25 protein-coding genes are annotated in these 21,890 nt (G+C 48.1%); 9 read left to right on the top strand and 16 right to left on the bottom strand.

Annotated features, from left to right (window positions below):
• Positions 1 to 2: 2 nt before the first annotated feature.
• Entirely contained in the window at positions 3 to 1,670 is a 1,668-nt protein-coding gene (locus A0126_RS17950) for a methyl-accepting chemotaxis protein (protein ID WP_088837133.1), read from the bottom strand.
• A 123-nt stretch (positions 1,671 to 1,793) separates the two neighbouring features.
• Here A0126_RS17950 and A0126_RS17945 point away from each other — a divergent pair, with 123 nt between their 5' ends.
• The gene (locus A0126_RS17945) at positions 1,794 to 2,357 is read left to right on the top strand and encodes a DedA family protein (protein WP_088837132.1); all 564 of its coding nucleotides are present in this window, start codon (positions 1,794 to 1,796) and stop codon (positions 2,355 to 2,357) included.
• Positions 2,358 to 2,392: 35 nt separating this feature from the next.
• Here A0126_RS17945 and A0126_RS17940 read toward each other — a convergent pair whose 3' ends face one another.
• The 4 genes from A0126_RS17940 to A0126_RS17925 form a co-directional block, all read right to left on the bottom strand.
• Positions 2,393 to 3,607 carry a chloride channel protein gene (locus tag A0126_RS17940; protein WP_088837131.1) on the bottom strand — a complete coding sequence of 405 codons (1,215 nt, stop codon included), beginning with the start codon at positions 3,605 to 3,607 and terminating at the stop codon, positions 2,393 to 2,395.
• 24 nt (positions 3,608 to 3,631) lie between these two features.
• Entirely contained in the window at positions 3,632 to 3,973 is a 342-nt protein-coding gene (locus A0126_RS17935) for a potassium channel family protein (RefSeq protein ID WP_088837130.1), read from the bottom strand.
• A 4-nt stretch (positions 3,974 to 3,977) separates the two neighbouring features.
• Positions 3,978 to 5,030, bottom strand: a complete 1,053-nt coding sequence (locus A0126_RS17930; protein WP_204251449.1) for a DUF389 domain-containing protein — start codon at positions 5,028 to 5,030, stop codon at positions 3,978 to 3,980.
• Between the two features lie 68 nt (positions 5,031 to 5,098).
• A complete protein-coding gene (locus tag A0126_RS17925; protein ID WP_088837128.1) occupies positions 5,099 to 6,046 on the bottom strand; it encodes a cation diffusion facilitator family transporter in 948 nt (315 codons plus the stop codon).
• A gap of 308 nt (positions 6,047 to 6,354) precedes the next feature.
• Here A0126_RS17925 and A0126_RS17920 point away from each other — a divergent pair, with 308 nt between their 5' ends.
• Complete coding sequence (locus A0126_RS17920; RefSeq protein ID WP_088837127.1) at positions 6,355 to 7,257, top strand: sensor domain-containing diguanylate cyclase; 903 nt, start codon at positions 6,355 to 6,357, stop codon at positions 7,255 to 7,257.
• 52 nt (positions 7,258 to 7,309) lie between these two features.
• On the opposite strand, the gene A0126_RS17915 is transcribed toward A0126_RS17920, so the two are convergent.
• The 5 genes from A0126_RS17915 to A0126_RS17895 form a co-directional block, all read right to left on the bottom strand.
• Positions 7,310 to 8,128 (bottom strand): SDR family NAD(P)-dependent oxidoreductase, encoded by an 819-nt coding sequence (locus tag A0126_RS17915; RefSeq protein ID WP_204251424.1) that lies wholly within the window; start codon positions 8,126 to 8,128, stop codon positions 7,310 to 7,312.
• Positions 8,128 to 8,781 carry an oxygen-insensitive NAD(P)H nitroreductase gene (gene nfsB / locus A0126_RS17910; RefSeq protein ID WP_088837125.1) on the bottom strand — a complete coding sequence of 218 codons (654 nt, stop codon included), beginning with the start codon at positions 8,779 to 8,781 and terminating at the stop codon, positions 8,128 to 8,130. The genes A0126_RS17915 and nfsB overlap by 1 nt, the downstream gene beginning before the upstream one ends.
• Before the next feature lie 167 nt (positions 8,782 to 8,948).
• Positions 8,949 to 9,311, bottom strand: a complete 363-nt coding sequence (locus A0126_RS17905; protein ID WP_239456891.1) for a winged helix-turn-helix transcriptional regulator — start codon at positions 9,309 to 9,311, stop codon at positions 8,949 to 8,951.
• A gap of 19 nt (positions 9,312 to 9,330) precedes the next feature.
• Entirely contained in the window at positions 9,331 to 10,002 is a 672-nt protein-coding gene (locus A0126_RS17900) for a zinc dependent phospholipase C family protein (protein ID WP_088837123.1), read from the bottom strand.
• A 20-nt stretch (positions 10,003 to 10,022) separates the two neighbouring features.
• Positions 10,023 to 10,880, bottom strand: a complete 858-nt coding sequence (locus tag A0126_RS17895; protein WP_088837122.1) for an alpha/beta hydrolase — start codon at positions 10,878 to 10,880, stop codon at positions 10,023 to 10,025.
• A 92-nt stretch (positions 10,881 to 10,972) separates the two neighbouring features.
• Between A0126_RS17895 and A0126_RS17890 the strand changes: the two genes are divergently transcribed.
• Positions 10,973 to 12,100 carry an HAD-IA family hydrolase gene (locus tag A0126_RS17890; RefSeq protein ID WP_162288270.1) on the top strand — a complete coding sequence of 376 codons (1,128 nt, stop codon included), beginning with the start codon at positions 10,973 to 10,975 and terminating at the stop codon, positions 12,098 to 12,100.
• On the opposite strand, the gene A0126_RS17885 is transcribed toward A0126_RS17890, so the two are convergent.
• From A0126_RS17885 to A0126_RS17865, 5 genes are all read right to left on the bottom strand, one after another.
• Positions 12,075 to 12,992 (bottom strand): hypothetical protein, encoded by a 918-nt coding sequence (locus tag A0126_RS17885; protein ID WP_088837120.1) that lies wholly within the window; start codon positions 12,990 to 12,992, stop codon positions 12,075 to 12,077. The two genes, A0126_RS17890 and A0126_RS17885, sit on opposite strands and share 26 nt — an antisense overlap.
• Positions 12,989 to 13,519, bottom strand: a complete 531-nt coding sequence (locus A0126_RS17880) for an RNA polymerase sigma factor (protein WP_088837119.1) — start codon at positions 13,517 to 13,519, stop codon at positions 12,989 to 12,991. Before A0126_RS17880 ends, A0126_RS17885 begins: the two co-directional genes overlap by 4 nt.
• An 85-nt stretch (positions 13,520 to 13,604) precedes the next feature.
• Positions 13,605 to 14,168 carry a nucleotidyltransferase family protein gene (locus tag A0126_RS17875; protein ID WP_088837118.1) on the bottom strand — a complete coding sequence of 188 codons (564 nt, stop codon included), beginning with the start codon at positions 14,166 to 14,168 and terminating at the stop codon, positions 13,605 to 13,607.
• A gap of 18 nt (positions 14,169 to 14,186) precedes the next feature.
• On the bottom strand, positions 14,187 to 14,987 hold the full coding sequence (locus A0126_RS17870; protein ID WP_088837117.1) for a phosphotransferase enzyme family protein: 801 nt from the start codon (positions 14,985 to 14,987) through the stop codon (positions 14,187 to 14,189).
• Positions 14,988 to 14,999: 12 nt separating this feature from the next.
• Positions 15,000 to 15,218: a hypothetical protein gene (locus A0126_RS17865; RefSeq protein WP_088837116.1), complete on the bottom strand. Its 219-nt coding sequence runs from the start codon at positions 15,216 to 15,218 to the stop codon at positions 15,000 to 15,002.
• Between the two features lie 119 nt (positions 15,219 to 15,337).
• Between A0126_RS17865 and A0126_RS17860 the strand changes: the two genes are divergently transcribed.
• From A0126_RS17860 to A0126_RS17835, 6 genes are all read left to right on the top strand, one after another.
• A complete protein-coding gene (locus A0126_RS17860; protein WP_088837115.1) occupies positions 15,338 to 16,336 on the top strand; it encodes an NADP-dependent oxidoreductase in 999 nt (332 codons plus the stop codon).
• A 45-nt stretch (positions 16,337 to 16,381) separates the two neighbouring features.
• Entirely contained in the window at positions 16,382 to 16,792 is a 411-nt protein-coding gene (locus tag A0126_RS17855) for a TIR domain-containing protein (protein ID WP_088837114.1), read from the top strand.
• A 153-nt stretch (positions 16,793 to 16,945) separates the two neighbouring features.
• Entirely contained in the window at positions 16,946 to 17,536 is a 591-nt protein-coding gene (locus A0126_RS17850; protein WP_088837113.1) for an ArsR/SmtB family transcription factor, read from the top strand.
• A 17-nt stretch (positions 17,537 to 17,553) separates the two neighbouring features.
• The gene (locus A0126_RS17845) at positions 17,554 to 18,771 is read left to right on the top strand and encodes an MFS transporter (RefSeq protein WP_088837112.1); all 1,218 of its coding nucleotides are present in this window, start codon (positions 17,554 to 17,556) and stop codon (positions 18,769 to 18,771) included.
• Between the two features lie 281 nt (positions 18,772 to 19,052).
• Entirely contained in the window at positions 19,053 to 19,943 is an 891-nt protein-coding gene (gene ccmA, locus A0126_RS17840; RefSeq protein WP_088837111.1) for a heme ABC exporter ATP-binding protein CcmA, read from the top strand.
• A complete protein-coding gene (locus A0126_RS17835) occupies positions 19,940 to 20,767 on the top strand; it encodes an ABC transporter permease subunit (protein WP_088837110.1) in 828 nt (275 codons plus the stop codon). Before ccmA ends, A0126_RS17835 begins: the two co-directional genes overlap by 4 nt.
• A 127-nt stretch (positions 20,768 to 20,894) precedes the next feature.
• On the opposite strand, the gene A0126_RS17830 is transcribed toward A0126_RS17835, so the two are convergent.
• Positions 20,895 to 21,833: a DMT family transporter gene (locus A0126_RS17830; protein ID WP_088837109.1), complete on the bottom strand. Its 939-nt coding sequence runs from the start codon at positions 21,831 to 21,833 to the stop codon at positions 20,895 to 20,897.
• Positions 21,834 to 21,890: the final 57 nt, after the last annotated feature.

Here is a 21,890-nt window from a genome sequence, read left to right as displayed (position 1 = left end):
GTTTACCGTCTAGTCAAGGTGTGGTCACTTGCATCAATCGCTCGTTCAAGGAGTTGGACCTGTTGATGCATCGTATCTCCATGACGTTTTAACTGTTCCTGCCGCGCGATGTTCACATTCATTTGATCACCCAGCGTCTTGCCGTACGTTTGTAACGTCAGTAAGGTGTGCTGGATGGTCTTGAGGTGCGAGGCGACTGCTGGATTCACCGTATTGACCGCATGGCGTTCCAGCTCGACGTGTCGTAATGCTTCTTCAATCCGAGATGAACCGGAAAATAGCTGGGTCATCCCGTCCGTCGCTTGACCTAACTGTTGGAACGTGTCATTGATGTGGGTCGTCATCTGGCTTAAATCGCCTTCCATCGTCGTGACACTCGCTGTCAATTCGTCGTTGGCTTGATTGATGCTCCGAATCAAGTGCGTCACGTCAAGCGATAGCAGTTCGACTTCTTTTGCGACGATTGCGAAACCACGCCCCGCTTCACCGGCGCGCGAGGCTTCTATCAAGGCATTAAGCGATAACCGTCGTGTCGCCTCAGCGACGCGTTGAATCTGCTGAATGGAGTGGTTCATCGAATCATTTTTCTCACGTGTGCTGTGTAGTGACCGCAAGACGACGTCGGACGACGTATGTAACGTCTGCGTTCTGATTTTCAACGCATCAAGAATGGTTTCTTCCTGTGCGATCTCCGACTGGAACTGGACGAGCGTCCGTTGACTCTCTTGTAGTGATTGATTCATCCGTTCTAACGCTAACGAGGAGGTGTGCAGGAGTTGATCCGTTTCTTCGACGACAGATTCCACTTCCCGTGAATGGGTGGTCAAGGAAGTGGCGACTTCTGAGATCGCCGTCACCGACTCCTCGGTTGCCGATAGCTGGCTCATGAATTCCGGTTGCATCCGTTTGAGCTGGTTACTCGTGTTGCCCAGTTCATCCGTCAAGCTTGTGATTTGGTTCATCAATTGATTGTACTGGAACACTAACTGTTCGACTTCAAACGTGGTGGTCTTAAGTGAAAGCGGCCGATAGTTCCGTTTCGCGTGGGCCTCTTCAATCTTCAGCGAGAGGACGGATAACGGGGCCAGCTGTTGTTTAATCCGGAAGCGGATCAGCAGACTGACGAAAAACAGGACCGCGAGGCTTAAGGTCCCGAGTTCGAATGCCAGTGCCTTGGCCGGACCGATCAGTTGATCCCGGTCGACCGATAAGAAGACGATCGTATCGAGTTCCTGAATCGCTTTTGCCAGGATGAACCGGTCTCCATGTGTTACCGTCGTGACGGTTTTCGTGTTTAAGTCGCGCCGGACGGTGGTTTGCTCGGTGTTCGTTAATGCAATTGCCGGGAAAACCTGATCTTTCGTACGGAACGTTTCGAACGCAGCTTCATAATCATCTTGCGCAAGATCCGCCAACTGTTGATTTTTCGTCCGTTTCACCGCTTGATCCCGCGCTTTATTCGCTTCCGGATAGGTCAGCGCAATCGCTTTGACGCTTGTATCGAGCATCGTCAACTCCCGTTCGAGCCGTTCCGTCACTGACTTCGTCGATGTCTGATATACTTCATAGACGCTCAGTAAACTAATCGTCAGTAAGCCGATTCCGACTAACGGAATTAACCACCCGTTCAATTGTTCACTCAGCAATGGTTTTCTTTTTCTAGGTCTCATGGCGTATCATCTCCTCGTCGAGTCTATCGGAGATGTCGACCGTTTCATTTATGAAGGGCGTGTAACGATTCGGTAAACTTCTGGTGCGGGCTGCCGCTACACGACTTCGAAAGGAGAAATGACATGACAAACTGGCAAATCTGGATGGACCATTATGGGTATCTCGGTGTCTTTCTCGCCCTGTTCGCCCACTTTATCCCGACCGAACTGATCATGAGTTATGCCGGCTTTTTAGTGGCGACGAATCAGCTCTCCTACGTTTTGATGCTTGCGACGGGCGTCATCGGATTCGTCCTGTCGCAACTCGTTTTGTATGGTCTCGGCTACTTCGGCGGTGAACGGCTGCTGCATGTGCTGACGAAGTGGCTTCACGTACGTCCGGACCGTTTGCAACGCGCCGAACACAACTTACGCCAGTATGGTGGCTGGTACCTGCTCTTGTCCCCGCTCTGGAAAACGGTTTTTGCGTTTGGTGCCGGGACGGTCCGGATTCGCTTGACGACATTTTTACTTTCAACGGCACTGTCCTTTACGGTCTGGTCCTTGCTCTTCATGACGAGCGGTTACTATCTAAAGGAACGCTGGGATCTCGTTGCCACATTTGCCATGAAACACGTCTCCTGGATGGTCTTGTTCGTCGTGCTTTCTGTGCTCGTGATTCGTTGCTGGAGCAGGAAAAGAGATTGATTGAAGAAATCAAGGACCGCATGACTCGTCTGACTTTACTTGATACTTCCTTCGATTCGAATCGAGATTTGTTTAATCAAGATTGCGACGAATAAGATGAACGGGAAGAATTGAAGTGGGAACAAAAATAATAACAACGTCGCCGTGACGAAAGGTTGTTTCAAAATGACGGTACAGCTCGCAGCAACGGCGACGGCGACGAGTAACCCGGGTGTATATGGAAACAAGACGGCAAACGCGAAGCCGATGGAGGTACTTGAGAAAATCGCCGGAAAGATTTTCCCGCCCCGCCATCCGAATGAAAAACAGATATTCGTCAGCAAAGCTTTTCCGAGCGCAAGCAAGACTAAAAAGAGAATGGATTGATCGAGCGCTTCTTTTGAAAAGTCTAATAGTTCATGTTCACCGGAAAATAAAAAATACGGTGACCAGATACCAAACAAACCGATGGCGAGTCCGGCGCTGATTGCGAGTCCGAGCGGTGATGGATATTTGATTGCAAGCTGGTCCGTCCATCGACCAAGAAGAAGAAACACTGCTCCGAAACCTGCCCCGATGAGGATTGCCGGGACTAAGAAGTAAAAGACTTCCCGCGTCCAATTGACTTCGGGGGTACTGATACCGAATACGGAAGCACTCGGGAAGAGGCGGTTCAACAACGTAAACGCTAAAATCCCGCACGCTGTCGTAATCCCGTACAAGAGGGCTTTCGTCAGTTTTGATTGAAAACGACGTTCTGCGATTCCCTCTTCGATCGCTTCACTGACACCGACGAACGGTGCATAAAATATCGTCGCTAACATCGCCCCGATCCCGAGTTCAAGCAATTGTTCCTTTTTATGAATCGTCCACGTCATCCGGTCGCCGATCCACGTCATCAATCCTCCCAAAATACTGACGAGTGCCGCTTCCGGACCAAGACTTGCCCCGAACGTTAAGACAAGTAATGCCGCGCTACTGTTTTTGATAATCGCCCCTTCATACGTAACCCGTCCGGTTTCCTGAAATTCACGTAACGTTTCGTGCATCGTCTTCGGATAATCCCCGATGTATTTCTGAAACAGTCCAATCAACACCCCACCCGTCGCTCCCATCCAAATCGGGTACCAGGTGCTGTCAAACGTTTCCGGTAATGTCGTCCACACAAGATGAATCAATGCGTTGACGACGCCTAAAAAAAGTGACGCGACTACACCGACGAGAATCCCGAGTAAGCAACTGTAGAAGATAAAAACCAGATTGAACTTCACATCATTCCCCTCCTCCTTTAGACCTCATTTCGGCTTCCGTTTCGTTTGATGAAATTCTTTTAACGCCCGATTGAAGTTGGCAATGACGGCACTGAGGACCCCGATGCCAAGCAACACGTAGACCATCGAAAAGATTTTTCCGAGTGGCGTGATCGGATGAACGTCACCATAGCCGACCGTCGTCAATGTCATGACCGCTAAGTAGACGGAATCGAGATACGTCAATTTTTCGACGCTATGATAGAAGAACATTCCGACCGCGAGTAAGAAGACGACGGAAAACATGACCGCTTTCTGTTCTTCTTGGCGAAACAGGATTCGGACGACATGAAACATGTTTCGCATCAATATGAAAAAGGCAATCATCGAATCAGTCCTTTAATTGGAATGGAAGTTCATCAAGATTGAATGACCGGTTGCTGAACCAGCTGGATTGACGCAACCGTTCTTCGAGATAACGGTTCAGGACGGCTGCTGCTTGTTCGCCCGTCAAGGCGTTGATGTCCGGGACCTGATTGATTACCAAGTCTGTATCCGCTAATCCATAGTCCGGTAAGCTCGATTCGATTGCCGTCACCTCTTCTTGAGACAGGCGTTTCCCGGTGACCGTCACCGTCAATTGTTCTTTTTGTTCATCATAGGACTGGTCAATCACCACGTTTTCCGCGAACTGCTCATCGATTAACGACGTGATCCCGGTACTGATGACACTTTCCTGGACTAATGTCACGGCAGAAAAAATACTGGGGATCGTAATCAGGATGGACAGGACGGCAAGTGCAATGTTAATGCGAGGGTTTTGACGTTTATTAGCATTCACTGCAGAAGCAATGCCCATGAACCGAATACCGATGAACGTCGCAATCGTGATGAAGCCGCAATTGATGACGAATAAATAACTCGATCCTAAAAAATAGTCCAAATTCATCGTCGCAATCGAATAGCCGACCGTACAAAGAGGCGGCATTAAAGCGGTCGCAATCGCGACACCGGGTACGATGTTATTGCTGACTTTTTTTCGCGCACCGATGATGCCTGCCGTCCCGCCGGCAAACGCAATCACGACATCCCAAATCGTCGGTGACGTTCTTGCAATGATCTCATTACTTGCATACGTGATGGGTGAAATGGAAAAGTATAACGTTGCCACAATCAGACTGACGGACACTTGGACAATCAATAATTTCGTCGCACGTTTGAGGAGTGTTAAATCGGATACGGATAATGCAAATCCGACACCTAAAATAGGGGTCATCAACGGCGAGACGAGCATCGCGCCGATGATGATTGGAATGGAGTTCATGTTCAGACCGATTGAGGCAATGAAGATTGAACACATGAGAATAACGGAGTCGCTCGGTGTTACTTTTAAATCGGCATACATCTTATCTTTAAATTCACTTGGCGAATAATGATGATCCATTATTTAATCAACTCCTTTAAAACAAAAGGACAGCTGTCGTGAACGATGCATGATGTTGATCCATTTAATTAATGGTGATGCGAATGAGGTGCGGCACGCCCCTCGAGTTCACAAAGTAAGGCATCACTATGCTCGTGATTCGCAGTCTCGATTTGTATCGTCGCATGATGGATATGTTGATCTTCAAGCTTATGCTTGATTTCCTGAAGTAACGCCTCCCCTTCAGCAATCGACATGTCCCCGTCCGTGACGACGTGACACGACAGGGCATTCAATCCACTCGTGATCGCCCAGACATGTAAGTCATGGACGTCGTTGACACCCTCTGTCCCTTGAATCGTCGCGGTGATTTCTTCGAGATTGACGTTCTCAGGGACACCTTCCATCAAAATATTGACGGCTGATTTCGTCACGAAGTAACCACTTCGTAAGACGAGCAGCGCTACGATGATACTTGCGAGCGGATCGGCCCAGTTCCAACCGAAAAACATGATGAGCAAGGCTGCTGCAATCGCACCAATCGAGCCGAGTGTGTCACTCAAGACATGGAGATAGGCACCTTTCATGTTCAGGTTTTCTTTGACGTCGCCTCCGCGTAGCATGATCCAAGCGACAAGCAGATTGACGAGAAGACCGATGACACTGACGATCAGCATCCCTGTCGAGGCAATCGACGTCGGCTCTGTAAAACGACGAATCGCTTCATAAAAGATATAGAGCGAAATCGCGATTAAAGCGACACCGTTGATGACGGCAGCCAGGATTTCGAAACGTCTGTAACCGAATGTCTTACTGCCGCTCGCTGCCCGTTCCCCGAGCTTAAACGCGACGAGCGAAATCGCGAGTGACGCCGAGTCACTTAACATATGTCCGGCGTCAGCGAGAAGTGCCAAACTATTCGTCAAGTATCCGCCAATCACTTCAACGATCATAAATAGTGTGATGATGGAAAAAGCAATCAATAATACACGTTTGTTTCCAGTGTGTGCATGGTCGTGCCCGTGGTCATGTCCCATTTCATTCTCTCCTTTAAGTGTTGTCTGCAATTCGGACAGTCGATCGTCCGTAGATGCACGCGGAAAGGATGAAGCAGCTTCTTGTTTAAAGCAGATCGCAACCCGTTCAATTCCTCGTATATTGCAAGTAGTTCCTATCCACTCGATACCCGAAAAAGACAGGAACAATTCATCCGGTTCAAAAAAAGGAATTACAGTTCTGGATGGAAGCAGAACGGAAACCTAAAAAATCGTCGTATAAAAAAGTAAAATAATTCAAAAAACATGGTATTATATAGGTTATATAGAATACAAGAAGGTGAATCCGCATGCTTGTTTTAGGAATGAGTATTGGTATTATCATGGCATTAATCTTTACCAAACTTCAAAAACCCGATGAAGCTTCTCAATTATCAGTTGAACTGATCGGACATCATACGAAAGATGTTATTTATGTTTACGAAGTGAAACCGATCCAACGCTTTCGGTACATCAGCCCGTCGCTTGATGAACATATTGGTGATGGCGTCGTCGACGCGAGCTACGCCGATCCGGCTGTCTGTTTTGACCGTATTCATCCGGATGACTTTGATGTTTTGATTGCAAAGATATCAGGTACGGGAAATTATGATACCGCCTTTTTACAACGGTGGCGGACGAATGATGGACGATATGTCTGGTTTGAGGAGTATACAACTCCGATTTATGAAAATGATGAACTTGTCGCAATCCAAGGAATCATACGTAATGTTGAACAAGCGATAACTGAAAAAAATGAATTAGAGAAACGGTGCAGGACTGATGCTTTGACAGGACTTTATAACCGTTATCAATTTGATAATATGATATCGGAACTTATGCCGTGTCAAAACGTTCCACTCGCTATCTTATTATTTGATTTAAACGACTTAAAGATTCAAAATGATCATCACGGTCATGCTGCCGGAGATGAATTGCTCAAATTGACCGCGTTCGCTCTAAAGCAGCATAGCCAAAACGTTTACCGCATTGGCGGTGACGAGTTTGCCATTATCGAATCACACTTGACGCTTGAAGAAATCGAAACACTAAGAGCAGGCATTCATGCTGAAATGGACAAGATGCATATCGCTCTCGCTTCGGGCTTCGCGAACGGAATGGCACAAGATGTCGAGCAGCTCATCATGCAAGCTGATGCTGCCATGTACATTGATAAATCAACAAAAAAAATCCGTACATCTTCCACACTTTAAAACGCGGAAGATGTACGGATTTTTTATATAAGCGAATGAATGGTGCTTCGCCTTACCGACTGATTTCGTCATGCTCAGGAGCACCGTCTGAACGAATCAATTTCTCTAGAATCTGAACAAGCCTTGAACGTTTGACCTGACTGGATGCATCTTGATGCGGATTTACGAACTGGCAACTATCGTTATCGTAATATTTTCCAGAAGCATTTTTGAACTCGTCTGAAAGTGCGGCGTCCACTAAAATTTTTGCGCCAATTTTCACATCATGACCTTCAATATGACCTTCAATGCCAAATGCAGACTTGACCATTTTACTTCCTAATAGTGATTTAGGGTTAATAGCGATAAAGGCAGGTGCTTGCTGTTTCGCCATTTCGATGGTCCACATTGTAAGTGCTAACTTGCTTTGAGCGTATGCATCCCCGTCAGGCAATACTTTTTTTCCGAGAAGGGCATCGACCTCTACTTCTTGTTGAGCTGCTGACGAAACGTTAATGACGCGACTACTTGAAGACATCAATGGCAGAAGCGCTTTTGTCAGCGTATAAGGAGCAATTGTATTTACGGCAAACCGAATGTCTAAACCTTCAGCAGTAACCGTTTCGGGTGCACCGTAGACGCCGGCATTGTTAATGAGCACATCGATTCCGGAAACCTCATGAGAGAGTTGCTCCGCCAATCGCTTAACCTCGATTAACCTAGACAAATCTGCTACAAAAGGTACGATTGTCGAGTTTTTCAAAGTTTTACACACAGCGGTTAACTTCTTTTCGTTCCGTCCGTGTAACAATATCGTATGACCTTGTTCGGCTAGTATCTTTGCTGTCTCAAGTCCGATTCCGTCTGTAGCACCGGTGATTAGGATATTCATCAGAATTCTTCGATGATTTCAGATTGCTCGAGTCGCGATTTTGGTAAGGATGCATTAAAATCAGAAGCAGCCCGATAGCCTAATGAAACGACGACACTTGAAGTGAAGCCTTGCTCGCGTAAGTTAAATTCTTCATCTAATACTTTCATGTCTAGTCCTTCCATTGGGACAGCATCGATTCCTAAATCCGCGACGCCGAGAAGGAATGACCCTAAGTTCAAGTACACCTGCTTTTCCGTCCAGTGTTGAAGATCTTTAAAGTCGTATTTGTGTAAATCAACGAAAATTTTTCGCCCCCCATGATTTGCCTGCTTAAATTCTTCTTCAGCAAACCGGCCATCCGCATCTTCTTTTTCCGTCAGATGAAGTAAATATTCGTCTGAAATGTCGCTTTTCGCGGCAAAGATCACGACAGCTGCTGCACCGGTGATTTTTGATTCGTTGAATCCGAAAAAGCCTTGTGCCGCCTTTGCAATCCGTTCTTTCCCTGCTTCACTTGATGCGATGACAAAGTGCCACGGTTGGACATTTGTTGACGAAGGTGCTAGTTGAAGGAGTGATTTAATTGTTGCCATATCTTCCTGTGAAATTTGTTTTTCCTGATCAAACTCTTTTGTAGAGTAGCGTGTTTGTAATGTGTTGATCAATGTCATATTGCCACGTCCTTTGTATGTTTAATGTGTAAAGTACTTCGTCAGTATATATCCCGGAAAATCGGCAAACAAGTACTGACATTTTTATCCGTACGGACATTAAAGTACAAAAAACGTGAACCGTTCACCCCTTAGTAAAAGGCGCACAGTTCACGTTTTTATGTTTTTTACTCGTATTCCTCGCTAAAAGAAATTTCACCATACTCATACGTTTCGTGGTAGGTTTTTCCCCAAGTGCCCAACTCTTTCAAAATCGGCAGTAATGCTTGTCCCAAGTCCTCTAACGCATATTCGACTTTCAATGGCAATTCGTCATATACTGTTCTTTTTACAAGCCCCGCATCTACCAGCTCTTTTAGTTGTCTTGAAAGGACACGTTCATTCACATTCGGTATTTTTCGTTTCAATTCGCCGAACCGGAGGATTTTTGCTCCGCCGATATGATAAATAATCAAAGGCTTCCATTTACCGCCCATGACATCTAAAGAAAGTTCAACATTACAATAAAAGTGCTTCTTGTTTTGATTCACCATCTTAATCTCCTTTCTATCATTCCCTTTTTGAGTTTATGCTTTTTGAATGAAAGAAACTAGGAAAATGCTGATTGATGGTAATACCAACATGATTCGAAAGGATTTTTAAACAACTGTTTACAGCTTGATTGATGTAGCTAGTAATTTCTTGATTGTGATTTTTATAAAATTCCAGCTTCTCGGTTTCTAATGAGGCATCAAGTTGAAAATCCAATGCCAACTCGTCAATTAAAGTAGGCAGATAAGTCTGATCATAGCCTTCGATTTCAAACAAAGGAACCGTTAGCGGAGAGAGTTTGAGTTCATATAATTTAATAATCCGACCATTTAAACGGTTGAAATCCCTGTAAGATTTTTCTAAATCCGCCTGCCATTGCTCGCGTGAGACGTACGCGACCTTCTCGAGGTAAAACGCTAACCATACCTGATCGGATATCAAATGACAGAGGTAACCGAGGTAAAACGGTTCCGCTAATCGTGTTTCATATGTATGCAAAAAGCGGTCCAGGTTAATCCGGTTCTTCCCGTTCTCATCTAGGTCCTTGAAATGGGTTTTCCCTTTCGGCACGCCCATCAGACCGTGGATATCCGGTGCAATCCCGCCTAACAGAAAATCACTCCGGGGCTCCGGTTTCAGCTTGTCCGCGAGCAATGACGCAATACAATAATGCATGATCCGCGATCCCATATGTCTTCGCTCCTTTTAGTTTAATCGTTCGCGCGTTCATCGATTCGGCGGACGGCATCAAGGACGGCGTTTGGTCGGTCCAGATGAATCGCATGACTTGCCTGCTCCACAAAAAGTAGTTCGCTTTGAGTCGATAAGTCGGCCTGTTCGCAAATCAATCGTTTCCATGTGTCCTCAAGCAAGCGTAGCTCCGCTTCCGGCAACCCCTCTTCGATTCCGCTGTTCACGGCCAGTTCCTTGTCGCGTCCGAGCACAATAAGTGGAAGATCAGCGAGTCGACCGCGCCGTTCCAACGTAACAGCGTCGTTCTGCCACTGTTCGATGGCGGTGGCCATTTCGCCGTACAGCAACGGATCGGTTTGGAAATCGAGCAGCTCTCGTTGGACGCTTACCGGTAACTGCCGTTGCTCGTGTGTCAGTTCTGGTCGAATGGCCTCGCATAAGGCGTGACGTGTCATTTCCGCGTAACTTCGGCACTTGTCAAGCCAGACCTGATCCGTCGACAGTTCATCGAGGACCGGTAACGTCAAGGAATCGAGTTGCCGTAAGCGAACGGATGTCGAGTCGACGAGAACGAGTCCACGGACGGTTTCCGGGTAATCATGCGCCATCTGTTGGGCACACAGCCCGCCGTAAGAGTGTCCGACAAGCAGGACCGGCTCCGTGACGTCTAAAGTTTTCAGTAATTCCTGCAATTGCAAAGCGACCGCAACTGTCCCGGTTTGAGTTGTGTTCATCAGTTCATGGCGGTGAAATGAAATCACGCGAAATGTTTGTTTTAATGATTCAATGACTGGATACCATTCATGATAGGTGCAGCCAAGACCGGGCAGAATGACGAGTGGTCGTCCCGGCGTTTTCGTATCGAAATGGGACATGTATATCCTCCGTTTTCTACAGTATAAACATTTTTTCCTATAGTCGTCATTTTTCCATTATAATGAAATTATGTTTTGATTTTATTATAAGAATGGCGGTAATTGAAATTAAAAATATTCAAGCTGTTATCTTTGATTTAGACGGTACCCTTCTGAATCGTCAGTTGTCCTTACAAAGATTCATCACGGGACAATACCAGCGTTTTTTTAACGACTTACAGCCTGTTTCACTGCCGGACTATTCGCGTCGCTTCATCACATTAGACAATGATGGTTACGTTTCAAAAGATGTTGTCTATCAACAATTACTTCAAGAGTTCGAGATCACGACGGTAACGTGGCGTCAATTATTCGACGATTACCTCGTTTTCTTTCCAGACCATTGCATCGCGTATCCTGATACGACGGTCATGTTAAACAACTTAAATAAACAAGGTTATCTGATTGGCCTCATTTCAAACGGCGCATCTGACTTCCAGCGCGCCAATTTAGAAGCTTTAGGGATTGTACATTATTTCAATCACATCCTCATTTCGGAAGACATTGGAATCAAAAAGCCGGACCCGCTTATTTTTAACTACTTTTTAGAAAAGTGTGCCCTTGACGCACATGCGACCGTCTACATCGGCGACCATCCCGTAAACGACGTTTACGGTGCGCAGCAAGTCGGGATGAACGTGATTTGGAAAAGAAACGGCTCCACGCGTCGGCCCCCGTGTACGGACTGGATCGACGACTGGTCCGAATTAGGCACATTGCTTCAGAATGACCAACAAAAAGGAGTTTTTACCATGTCAGAACTGCAATACCAAATCCGCCCCTACGCGGACCACGATTTCGAGGCGATTCAACGGTTGAATGCGGCTGAAGGCTGGAGTAATCTCGTCGCCCGTGCTGACGAAACAAAACGCGCCTTTGCGGCGTCTAACGTTGCTTACGTTGTCGTCATCGACGGCACCGTTTCCGGCTACATCCGTGGCATGACGGATACGGCGATCACGCTCTACATCTGTGAGCTGTTGATCGCGGACAGTGCCCGCGGGCAGGGACTCGGACAAGCTTTGCTCGGACACGTCCACGCCCTCTATCCGGCGACACGGCTCGAGATTCTCGCGAGCGCTTCCTCCCACTCGTTTTACGAACAACTCGGCTATCGTCCGTTTTATGGTTTTCGAAAGACGATCGATGCCACCGTCACAACGCCTCCCACATCGCTTTGAAGACGACCGGGTCGACCTTAAAGAAGACACCCAGTTGGTGATAGACGACGTAGCCGCCTGCAATCAGCCGCAGCGAAACTGTGATCCCGTCCGCTTGCGTCACGCGTAAGACCTTCATTGTTTTGTAATCCGTGACTTCTGGCGGTACTTCTTCGCGTGTCATCGCACGGGCCTCGTACAAGGCATCAATGAAAGCCCGGTACCGACTGTCCGCTGTCATCGGTTGTGCCGTTTCGTCGTCGTTCCACTGGTCAAATGTTTGATAGGCGAGGCGTCTGACCGGCGCGTCGAGGTTTAAATCCCGGAAAAAATCGTTGCCTGTTTTCAGCACGAAGCCCGTCTGGCGCTCGAGTAGCCAGACTTTTTTTATGCCTTCTTCCTCCCCTACAGCGAACAGGCGCACGGACGGCTTATAGCCGTCGACCCGATACAAAGTGACCGGTCCGAGGTTCGAGCCACTTTCCAGTGTTTCAGGGGTAGTATCACCCGTTTCCTCAAGTGTTGCCGTCACGCGCCCCAGTTTCTTCCCTTGCAGGGCACGGACGTCATCCGTCAGCGGTGTCTCCATCGCAAGATAAAGCTCATTTTGATAGACGAGCCCGGGGAGCATACTGCCTGCGGTCGAACTGCCCTCCACTTGTTCGTCCTGCGCCCAGTTCGGGACGACGACGGCACCGTCTGTCCGTACGATTTCTGCCGCAGGCGGTGTCTCTTCCAGTAGCATGCCGCCACCGACCGTCAACAGGAGTGCCGCTGCAACCAGTCCTGTCGCGGTCTTACGTCCGACGAAGCGCGGACGGCGTGCCTGCTGAACGCCGGCGAGCAAATGACTGCGGACCTGTCCGCGGGGCACATCGATTGAATCCACTGCGCGTTTGACCTGCTCTTTCATTTTGCCCCGCCCCCTTTCACCTGTTTGGCCTGAACCTTTTGAATGGCCCGGTAGAGTGTACTTTTGACCGTACTGACCGGTATTTGCAGGAGATCGGCGACGTGCTGCAGTGTGTAGTCCTCGTAATACCGTAAGAACAGGATCGTCCGTTCCGCTACGGTGAGCACTTCGAGCAGCTCCTGCAAGTAAAGATCATTGACGAGTCGCTCCTCGAAAATAACTGGTTCGGCGACATCCGTTGCCGCCGTCGCATAATCGACCCGGATTCCTTGGGTTTTCTTTAGCATGTCGAGCGCACAATTGATCGCGATCCGCGTCAACCAGGTTTTGGCGATCGTCGCGTCCAATAACGTACGGCGGTGTTTCCAGGCGCGATAGGCAACTTCCTGCACATTTTCGAGCGCATCCTGGTCATTTTTTAAGTACAGGTAGGACATCTTGTAAAGATAGGTATCATGACGCGTCAAAAACATCAGAAACGTGTCATCGTCAAACGCGGGTTGCCGCTTGTTTCGCCGACCGATCATCGCCCGTTCTCCCCTTTCTGTCTGTCACTACCTGTTAGACCGCGTAACCGACGGATTTCGTTTCAACGATTTAAATTTTTTTCACTCAAGTTGCTTCATTCTCCGCTTCATGGACACCCGGCCAGTTCTTTCCCCACTGTTTTTCCGTCAGCCGTTGCCGGTAAATCACTTGCCGTGCCGTCGCCTGGAACAGCGGCGTCGGCTGCAGCCGTTGCTGCAACAAATCACCAACACCGTAGGCCGTGAAAAATTCGAGCTGGTCCGCTTGTAGCGTCAGACCGATCGCCGTCACCGTCTCCGGAAACTGTGCCATCGCGTCGCGGGACGACCGGTATGGCGGTAAGTCATTTTTGGTATGCATCCGTGCCTGATTTTTGACGGACCAGGGGTAGTCCGGCAACTGTTCGTTCAGTCGGGCTTCCAGCATTTGGTCAGTCGCTTCCGTCGTGTCGGATGCGTCAAAATAGATGACGTCGATGTCCGCCACCGCTGTCGCTTCCTTTTGCTCTAAAAAATCCCAAATTTTCGCCCGGACATACCCGGCACAAATCCACCAGTCCGGTAAGTCGAGTGTCGCGACCGCCTCAAGAAGTATTCTTGTCTCCCGGTCCCGTTCAAACATCTGGACGATATCTGTTTCCGTCTTCATTTGCACCATCGCTCCTTTTTAATCGAACCACGTCACGCCATGCTGCTTGATGAAGGCAAGTTCTTGCTCATAATGCGTCGCATGCCCCTCCTCAATCATCCGCTGAAACGCCTCCTCCCCGTCGGCTGCTTTACGATGAATCGTCAACAGGAGGGCTTCAATCCGCAGCAGTAACGTATCAAACAATTGCTCTTTTAATTCCGGCATCCCGTAAGCCGCTAAAAAGATGTCGATGCGGCGTTTGATCCGGTCCGGTCCCGTAACGGGGTCATAGTCGACTTGTCGCCCGTGTTCATCGTGATGATGGCGGCTGAGCGGGACGAACGTATACAACGTGTAGGCGATGTCCCAAATCCGTGGTCCGGGTGCCGCTAAATCAAAGTCGATGACGCCGATTGGTTTTTTGTCCTTAAAAATGACATTGTAGACGGCAAAATCATTGTGACAGATGACTGCATACGGCAGCGGCGTATTGTCGAGCGGCTCCCATGACGCGGGTACTTCGAAGTCTGCCGTGGCATCATGAAACTGACGGAGTAACCGTGCCGTCTCTTCTAACACGGCCTCCGACCACATGTAGGCCTTGAGGGGATAGTTTCCCGCCTCCCCGTCAAGATACGACAGGATTTCCCGATTTTGTGGATCGATTCCGAGAAATCGTGGACTTGCCGGATACTCTTTTTTCTCGAGGTGCACGAGCAGCCGGTGAATCCGCGGGCTGTCCGGCGTTTGTTCCCGCCGGACCGTATCGCCTGCGCGACTGACGGCAGAAACGTTTCCCCCTGTTAACGGTTGTTCCTGTTCGCTTTTCTTTGACAAGATGTAACCTCCCTATCGTTTCGAATCAAACTTCGGTAAGAAGACGATGATACCTGCACCAATCAAACACATGATGACATCACTGAACGTAACCGACGCTACATCAAAATCAAGCATCGTCCTGATAAGCTGCCAGACGAGAACGAGCGTGATTGCTAAAGGAACGGTCCGTTTCATCCAGCGGGGTATGCGAATCCATTCCCGTAATAACCGTGCTCCCCATTTCTTCAACACGTCCCCACCTTTCACGATTGGTTAATCCCATATTTTCCCTATCCAATTTCAGTATAGCATTATCGGAAGGCGTGATACACTGGTTAAAAAGACTTGTCAGAGAGGGTGGATGTTCGGTGAAAGCAATGACGATTGAAAAATATGGAAACGTACCACTCGAACTAACGGAACAGCCCCTTCCCGTTGTCTCCGCGCATGATGTCTTAGTCGAAATTCATGCCGCGAGCATCAATCCGGTTGATTTTAAGATTCGGGACGGCAAGGTCAAACTGTTGATTCCCTTCCAGTTCCCGTTGATTCTCGGCAACGATTTTGCCGGCATCGTCACGAGGGTCGGTTCCGCGGTAACACAGTTTCAAGTCGGCGACGCCGTTTACGGACGCGCCGAAAAACAGCGGATCGGGACGTTCGCGGAATTCATCGCGATTCATGAAGACCTACTCGCACGAAAACCGGAGGCGTTATCGTTTGAAGAGGCGGCGTCGATCCCGCTCGTCGGTTTGACGTCCTATCAGGCACTTCACGACGTCTTACAAGCGACACCGGGTCAAAAAATCTTGATCCAGGCCGGTGCCGGGGGTGTCGGGACGTTCGCCATCCAACTGGCGAAGGCGATGGGACTGTATGTTGCGACGACTGCCAGTCCTGCCGGTCATGATTTGGTCAAAGCACTCGGTGCCGACGAAATCATCGACTACCGGACCGTTGCGTTCGATGAGGTCTTACATGACTTCGACGGCGTCTACGATACGATTGGCGACGAGACGCTCAGACGGGCCTTTAAAATCGTCCGGCCCGGTGGACAAATCGTCTCGATTTCCGGATTGCCGAATGGTCGGTTCGGCAAAGCGTACGGGTCCGGGGTTTTAAAAACGATGTTATTTCGTCTCTTGACGGTCCGCGAGGCCTTTCTCGAGCGGAAATACCGCGTCACATACACGTTTTTGTTCATGAAACCGAGCGGACGACAACTGCAGCACATCACGGAATGGATTGAGACTGGGCAAATCAAACCGGTCATCGATCGCGTCTATCCGTTTGAAGCGGCACAGGAGGCGCTCGCCTATTCAGAATCCGGTCATGCGAAAGGGAAAGTCATCTTGAAGGTGAAGTAAGCGAATTAAATGTTTTTGACAACCCATGCTGAAAGGAGCAGACGGATGCAGTTTTATATCGGATCAAGCTTTGCCAATATCACGAACGTCCGGATATTACAACACAAACTGATCGATCGCGGATTTACGCTGACGTATGATTGGACCCAAAATGAACGGGCGACGAGTAAAGCGGCACTGCAAACGATTGGTCATGCTGAAAAACAGGCCATCACGCTCTCGGACTGCGTCATCATTTTACTGCCGGCAGGGAAAGGAAGCCACATCGAGCTCGGAATCGCCTTAGGACAAGACAAGCCGATTTTTCTCCATTGTGTTGATCAGACATACGACCGGTTCGAGACGACGAGTACGTTCTATCATTTGCCGGAAATCATCCCCTGCAGCGGGACGCTTGAAGAATTGACCGAATTGATCGTGCATCATCACCAACAGATGTTTACGCGTGGATTGTAGAGGGTTCTCCTCTGCAATCTTTTTTTGTATCGGTAACTACTACACCTGGATTTTTTTGTAAGTTTCACTAGCTATTTTTTGCTGTTACCGCTATGATTTGTTTAACGGTTAACTTTTATTAACCGGTTTATTTTATGAGAAGAGGTGTTGGAAATGATGCAAAAGTCGATTTTGATTTTAGAACACTATGAACAGCTGAAGGTCATCAGTGACCCGATGCGGACAAAGATGTTGATGCACTTGATTGAACAACCGCATACGGGTCACCAGTTAGCTCAAAAACTGGATGTCTCCCGGGCAAAAATCCTGTACCACTTACGTGAACTCGAAAAGTACCAGCTGATAACGTTGGTGAAAGAAGAGATTCAGGGCGGAAACGTCTTGAAATATTATCAATCCGTCGCACGCGGCTTTATTCCGGCGGATCATTTGCTTAATTTAGTCGAGACACAACAAGCGACACGTCAGTCTTATCTTGAAGTCCTCGACCGCGCGAAAACACGTGTCCTCACTGCGCCGGACGACTCCTTTCAACCGCGTTCTTCCGATGTCGAAGCGTGGACCAGTTTGTCCGTCCAAAAAGAAGTCGCGACGACCCCGCAACAATTTTTAGAATTCACGAAAAAATACCGTCAGCTCCTGGCTGAGTTAGAAGATCAACTTGAAACGAAAGACGAAAAAAAACTTTTTTATATCATGGCGACCGGGTTTGAAATCGACGAGGCATTATTCGAGGAAAAATAACGGAAGGAGGAACGCTAATGTATGAACGCACGGTGAAAGAAAATCTCTCCTTTTTTCGAAACCGCTCCTTTCTTAGCCTTTGGCTAGCGAGTACAAGCTCTTTTCTTGCACTATCGAGTTACCTCTTTGCTGAACAATGGTATATCTTACGTGTGCTGCAGCAAGAGGCTTACCTCGGTATCGTCCTGATGTTGACGCTTCTTCCGCGAATTTTTCTCATGTTGATCGGCGGCGTGATCGCGGACCGCTTCAAAAAGGCGATGATCATGCGCTTTTCCAGTCTATTCCGGTTAGGCTTCGTCATCGCCCTTTTGTTTGTCTATCAAAATGATGCCTTAGGAATCGTCCAGTTGTCACTGTTCGCGTTTCTATTCGGTTGCATCGATGCGTTTTTTTCACCCGCCAGCTCAGCACTCCTTCCGTTACTCCTGTCATCCGAAGACTTCACACGGGCAAATGCCGTTGTCCAAACGTCGAACCAACTCGCCTTATTTTCCGGACCGCTTCTCGGCGGGATTCTTTTAACGACCTACTCGTTCACTCTTTTATTTGTTGTCGTCGGCTGTTTTTTGTCCGTGACGTTCCTTTGTTCCTTATTCATTAGCGAACGCCGTGTTGAACACCGACGTTCAACGTCTGCAACGGCTGAACTTATCGAAGGCGTCCGTTATGTTTTTTCTGAACCTTATTTACGAAAGATCCTGTTCATCTTAATCATCATCAACTTTTTCTTTTTCGGTCCACTCTTAATGGGAATCCCGTTATTAGTCGATGGTGTGCTGCACGGACAAGCCCTCGATTTAAGTTATCTGCAAGGAGCGTATCAAATCGGCATGTTGCTCGGTGCTGCCTTGATAGGACTACGCAATATCAAAAGTCAGTCGATCCGCTTACTGCTTCTACTGATTGGCGGATTAGGCATCGGGTTAGCCGCACTGGGTCAAATCTCAACGGTCTTTCAAGGTGTCGTCCTGTTGCTTGTCATGGGGCTGATGTCCGCTGTCATCAACGTCTTACTCTTGACGACCATTCAAGCGAAGAGCCAACAGCCGATGATGGGACGTGTCATGAGTTTAGTGAATGCGGCGTCGAACGGCTTAGTCCCGCTGTCGTATGCGTTAATCTCACTTTCGCTCTACTTCCATTTCACCATCACATGGATTCTCTTGTATTGCGGCATCATGATCGTGACCACTTCCTGTTTTTTCTTCATCCGTTCAATGAAAAAAGATTGATGAAGCTTAAAGATTTTACGTACAGATGCCGTTTTGTCGAGACGGAATACGCTTTAATACGTTTAGATGACGCATCTTTTTTTGGCATCTTCTAAATAAGGACAGATGCTTTTATCACTCAATATGACTTTGGCTACATATTGAACTATATGTACGAATTAATGATTTCAGTTGAAAAAACCGCTTGAATTGGATAAAATTAGAAATAGAAACATAGGACAATAATTCATTCGGCAATGCCCATACATTTTAGTAATTCAGAACATGAGAGGATACAATAGATGCTAACATTACAAAACATTTCGAAGACGTTTGGTGATCGGCTTGTCTTATCAGACATGTCGCTTACGATTCCGCGTGGAAAAGTAGTCGGCTTGATTGGTCCGAACGGTGCCGGGAAAACAACACTGATTCGAATCATGAACGGTGTGATCTCCCCGACGCATGGCACGGTCCGTTATGATGATCAGCCAATTGAAGCCCTTCGTACGAAAGCTGGCATCGTCACCGAAAGTGCGGGATTGTACCCTGACATGACGGCCCTTGAAAATTTAACTTTTTACGCGTCTTTATACGGTGTCAGAAATAAAAATCATCTGCTTGAACTGTTGAACCAGTTTGATTTGACCCATGTCCGCGATGTCTATGTCCATACGTTTAGTACCGGTATGAAAAAAAGACTCGCGCTCGCTAAAGCAATGCTGCATGACCCGGAAATTTTATTTTTGGATGAACCGACGAATGGACTGGACCCCGACGGCATTCGCCAGGTCCTGGATATGATTCGGTCCGTGAATCAAACGAAGGGAACGACCGTCATCATCACGTCGCACCTCCTCTACCAATTGGAGAGTGTCTGTGACGCCTACATCTTCATCGAACAAGGCCGCTTCATCGATCAAGGGACACTCGCGGACTTACTGAAGCGTCACCAAACGGCGATTCGCGTCAGAATCCGGACAAACCTTCCACCAGGTTCCGTCCACACGATGTTCGAAACAGCTGTTGCACCTGTTGCTTCTGACGTGATTGAAGTATCGTTTAAAGACGAAACGTGCATCAGTCCTTTTTTGAAACAAATCATTGATCAGGGCTACGCGGTGTATGAGTGTCAAGTAATCGACCGTGATTTAGAAGGTGTCTATTTTAAGTTAAGGGGTGAAACGAAATGAATTTACCACTCGTGCTTGCCGTGATTAAAAAAGACAGCATCCAACTCTTTCGAAAAAAGATCTTGCTGTTTACGTTGATTATCATCCCGGTCTTGATGGGGCTCGTTCTTCCGATCGGATTCTCCTGGTTCATCATCGAGCTTGATCCGTCCACGTTAACCGACCCGGAAGTGCTCGATTTACTGAATCGTTTTTTGGCGACTACGGCCAGTCCGGATGTTCTGACACTGACGTTTAATGAACAATTGCTTTATTTGTTCCTAAACTATCCGCTCGTGACGTTATTTTTGTTAGTTCCGGTCATTACATGTTCCGTCATCGCTGCCAATAGTTTCGTCAGTGAAAAGGAACAGCACACATTAGAAAGCCTATTGTTTTCGCCAATCACCATCCGTGATTTGTTTTATGGCAAGCTGCTGATCTCGATTGCCTCATCCTACCTGATTTCCGCCGTCTGCTTTTTGATAAATCTGCTCGTCATCAACACTTTGATTTCCGTCAACGGCTTTTCAGTCAGCTTTCCCTCGACCCAGTGGTGGGTGTTACTCTTTCTGCTGTTACCGATTCTTTTATTGACGACGGCGTTAATTAATTTATTGATCTCGACACGGGTCAGTACGTACCAGGAAGCACAAAACTTGAGCGGTATCATCATCTTACCGTTCATCGGATTAATCATCGGTCAAATCAGCGGATTATTCTTTATCGATACGCTGTTCCTGATTCTGTTATCGATCGGTTTACTGATTCTAAACATTTTCCTGTTAAAACTCGCGTTGCGCTTCGGGACACGCGACCAGCTGTTTAATTCCCAAATGTCATGAATCGGGTAACTTATGAAAAAATCGGTCTTGTTGAAGTTTTGCGTCACGGTTTTAATGCAGGTGTCTGTGTAAGGAAGTAACAAAAAACGCCTTTCGGGATTCAAAAGAATCTCGAAAGGCGTTTACTTTATAGCCGGATCAGGACAATTCCGCCGATCATCACGAGCAAACTGAGAATTTGAACACCGGTAACCGGCGTCCGGGCTGCCCCGAACCAACCGAACCGGTCAATCAAGAGACTCCCCGTCAACAGACCGATCGTCACGATGATGATGGCGACGCCGGTGCCGACGAGCGGGACGATGAACGCATTTCCGGCAATGAACGTCGCACCAATCAGACCGCCGATGAACATCCACCACGGTTTTGGTGCCGTCCGGTCCACTTCGAGCTTCGGTCGCACGAGCAACAACACGAACAGTAACGTCAGCGTCCCGATGACGAAGGAAATCAATGCCCCTTTAATCGCCGAATCGAGGACACTTCCGAGATGCCCGTTAATCGCTTCTTGCATCGCACTCATCATCCCGGTCGCGATGCCGAGTAAACGCCAACCGGTCAGGTTGACTTCCGCAAGGTTCTTCGTTTCCTGTTGTCCGCGTTGCCGGCGTTTCGCTAACCAATCCCCTAAGGCGACCGTACCGACGACACCAAGCAGGACGAGCACGGCCCCGATTAACCGGGTCGGCGACAACCGGTTGACCGCTGAATCAAACCATCCGAAATGGTCAATCAACAGCCCCATGATGACTTGTCCGAAGATGGGCATGATGACCGTCTGGACCCCGCCCAGTTTTGGAAAGAGTAAGATGTTTCCCGTTAAGAAGATGACCCCGAGAACACCACCGAACCAAATCCAGCGGGGTTCCGTCGTCCAGAGGGCTTCGTTCAATGTGAAGTCCCCTTCGACGATCAGGGTCAAGAGGACTAAAAAGACCGTCCCGATACTAAACGAGATGAAGGATGCCGTAAACGGTGATCCGACAACTCCACGCAGCCGCGTGTTGACGCTCGTCTGCACCGGAACGATGATGCCGATCGCTAAACCAATGATAATTGCTAACATGACGTGCCTCCTCTAACTACAAACAGATTCCGTCTCATCATACGGCAACTGTTTGCG

The organism is Exiguobacterium sp. N4-1P, from assembly GCF_002214325.1.
Note: the sequence above shows the minus strand (reverse complement) of the source record. Positions and strands in the feature narration are given on the sequence as shown.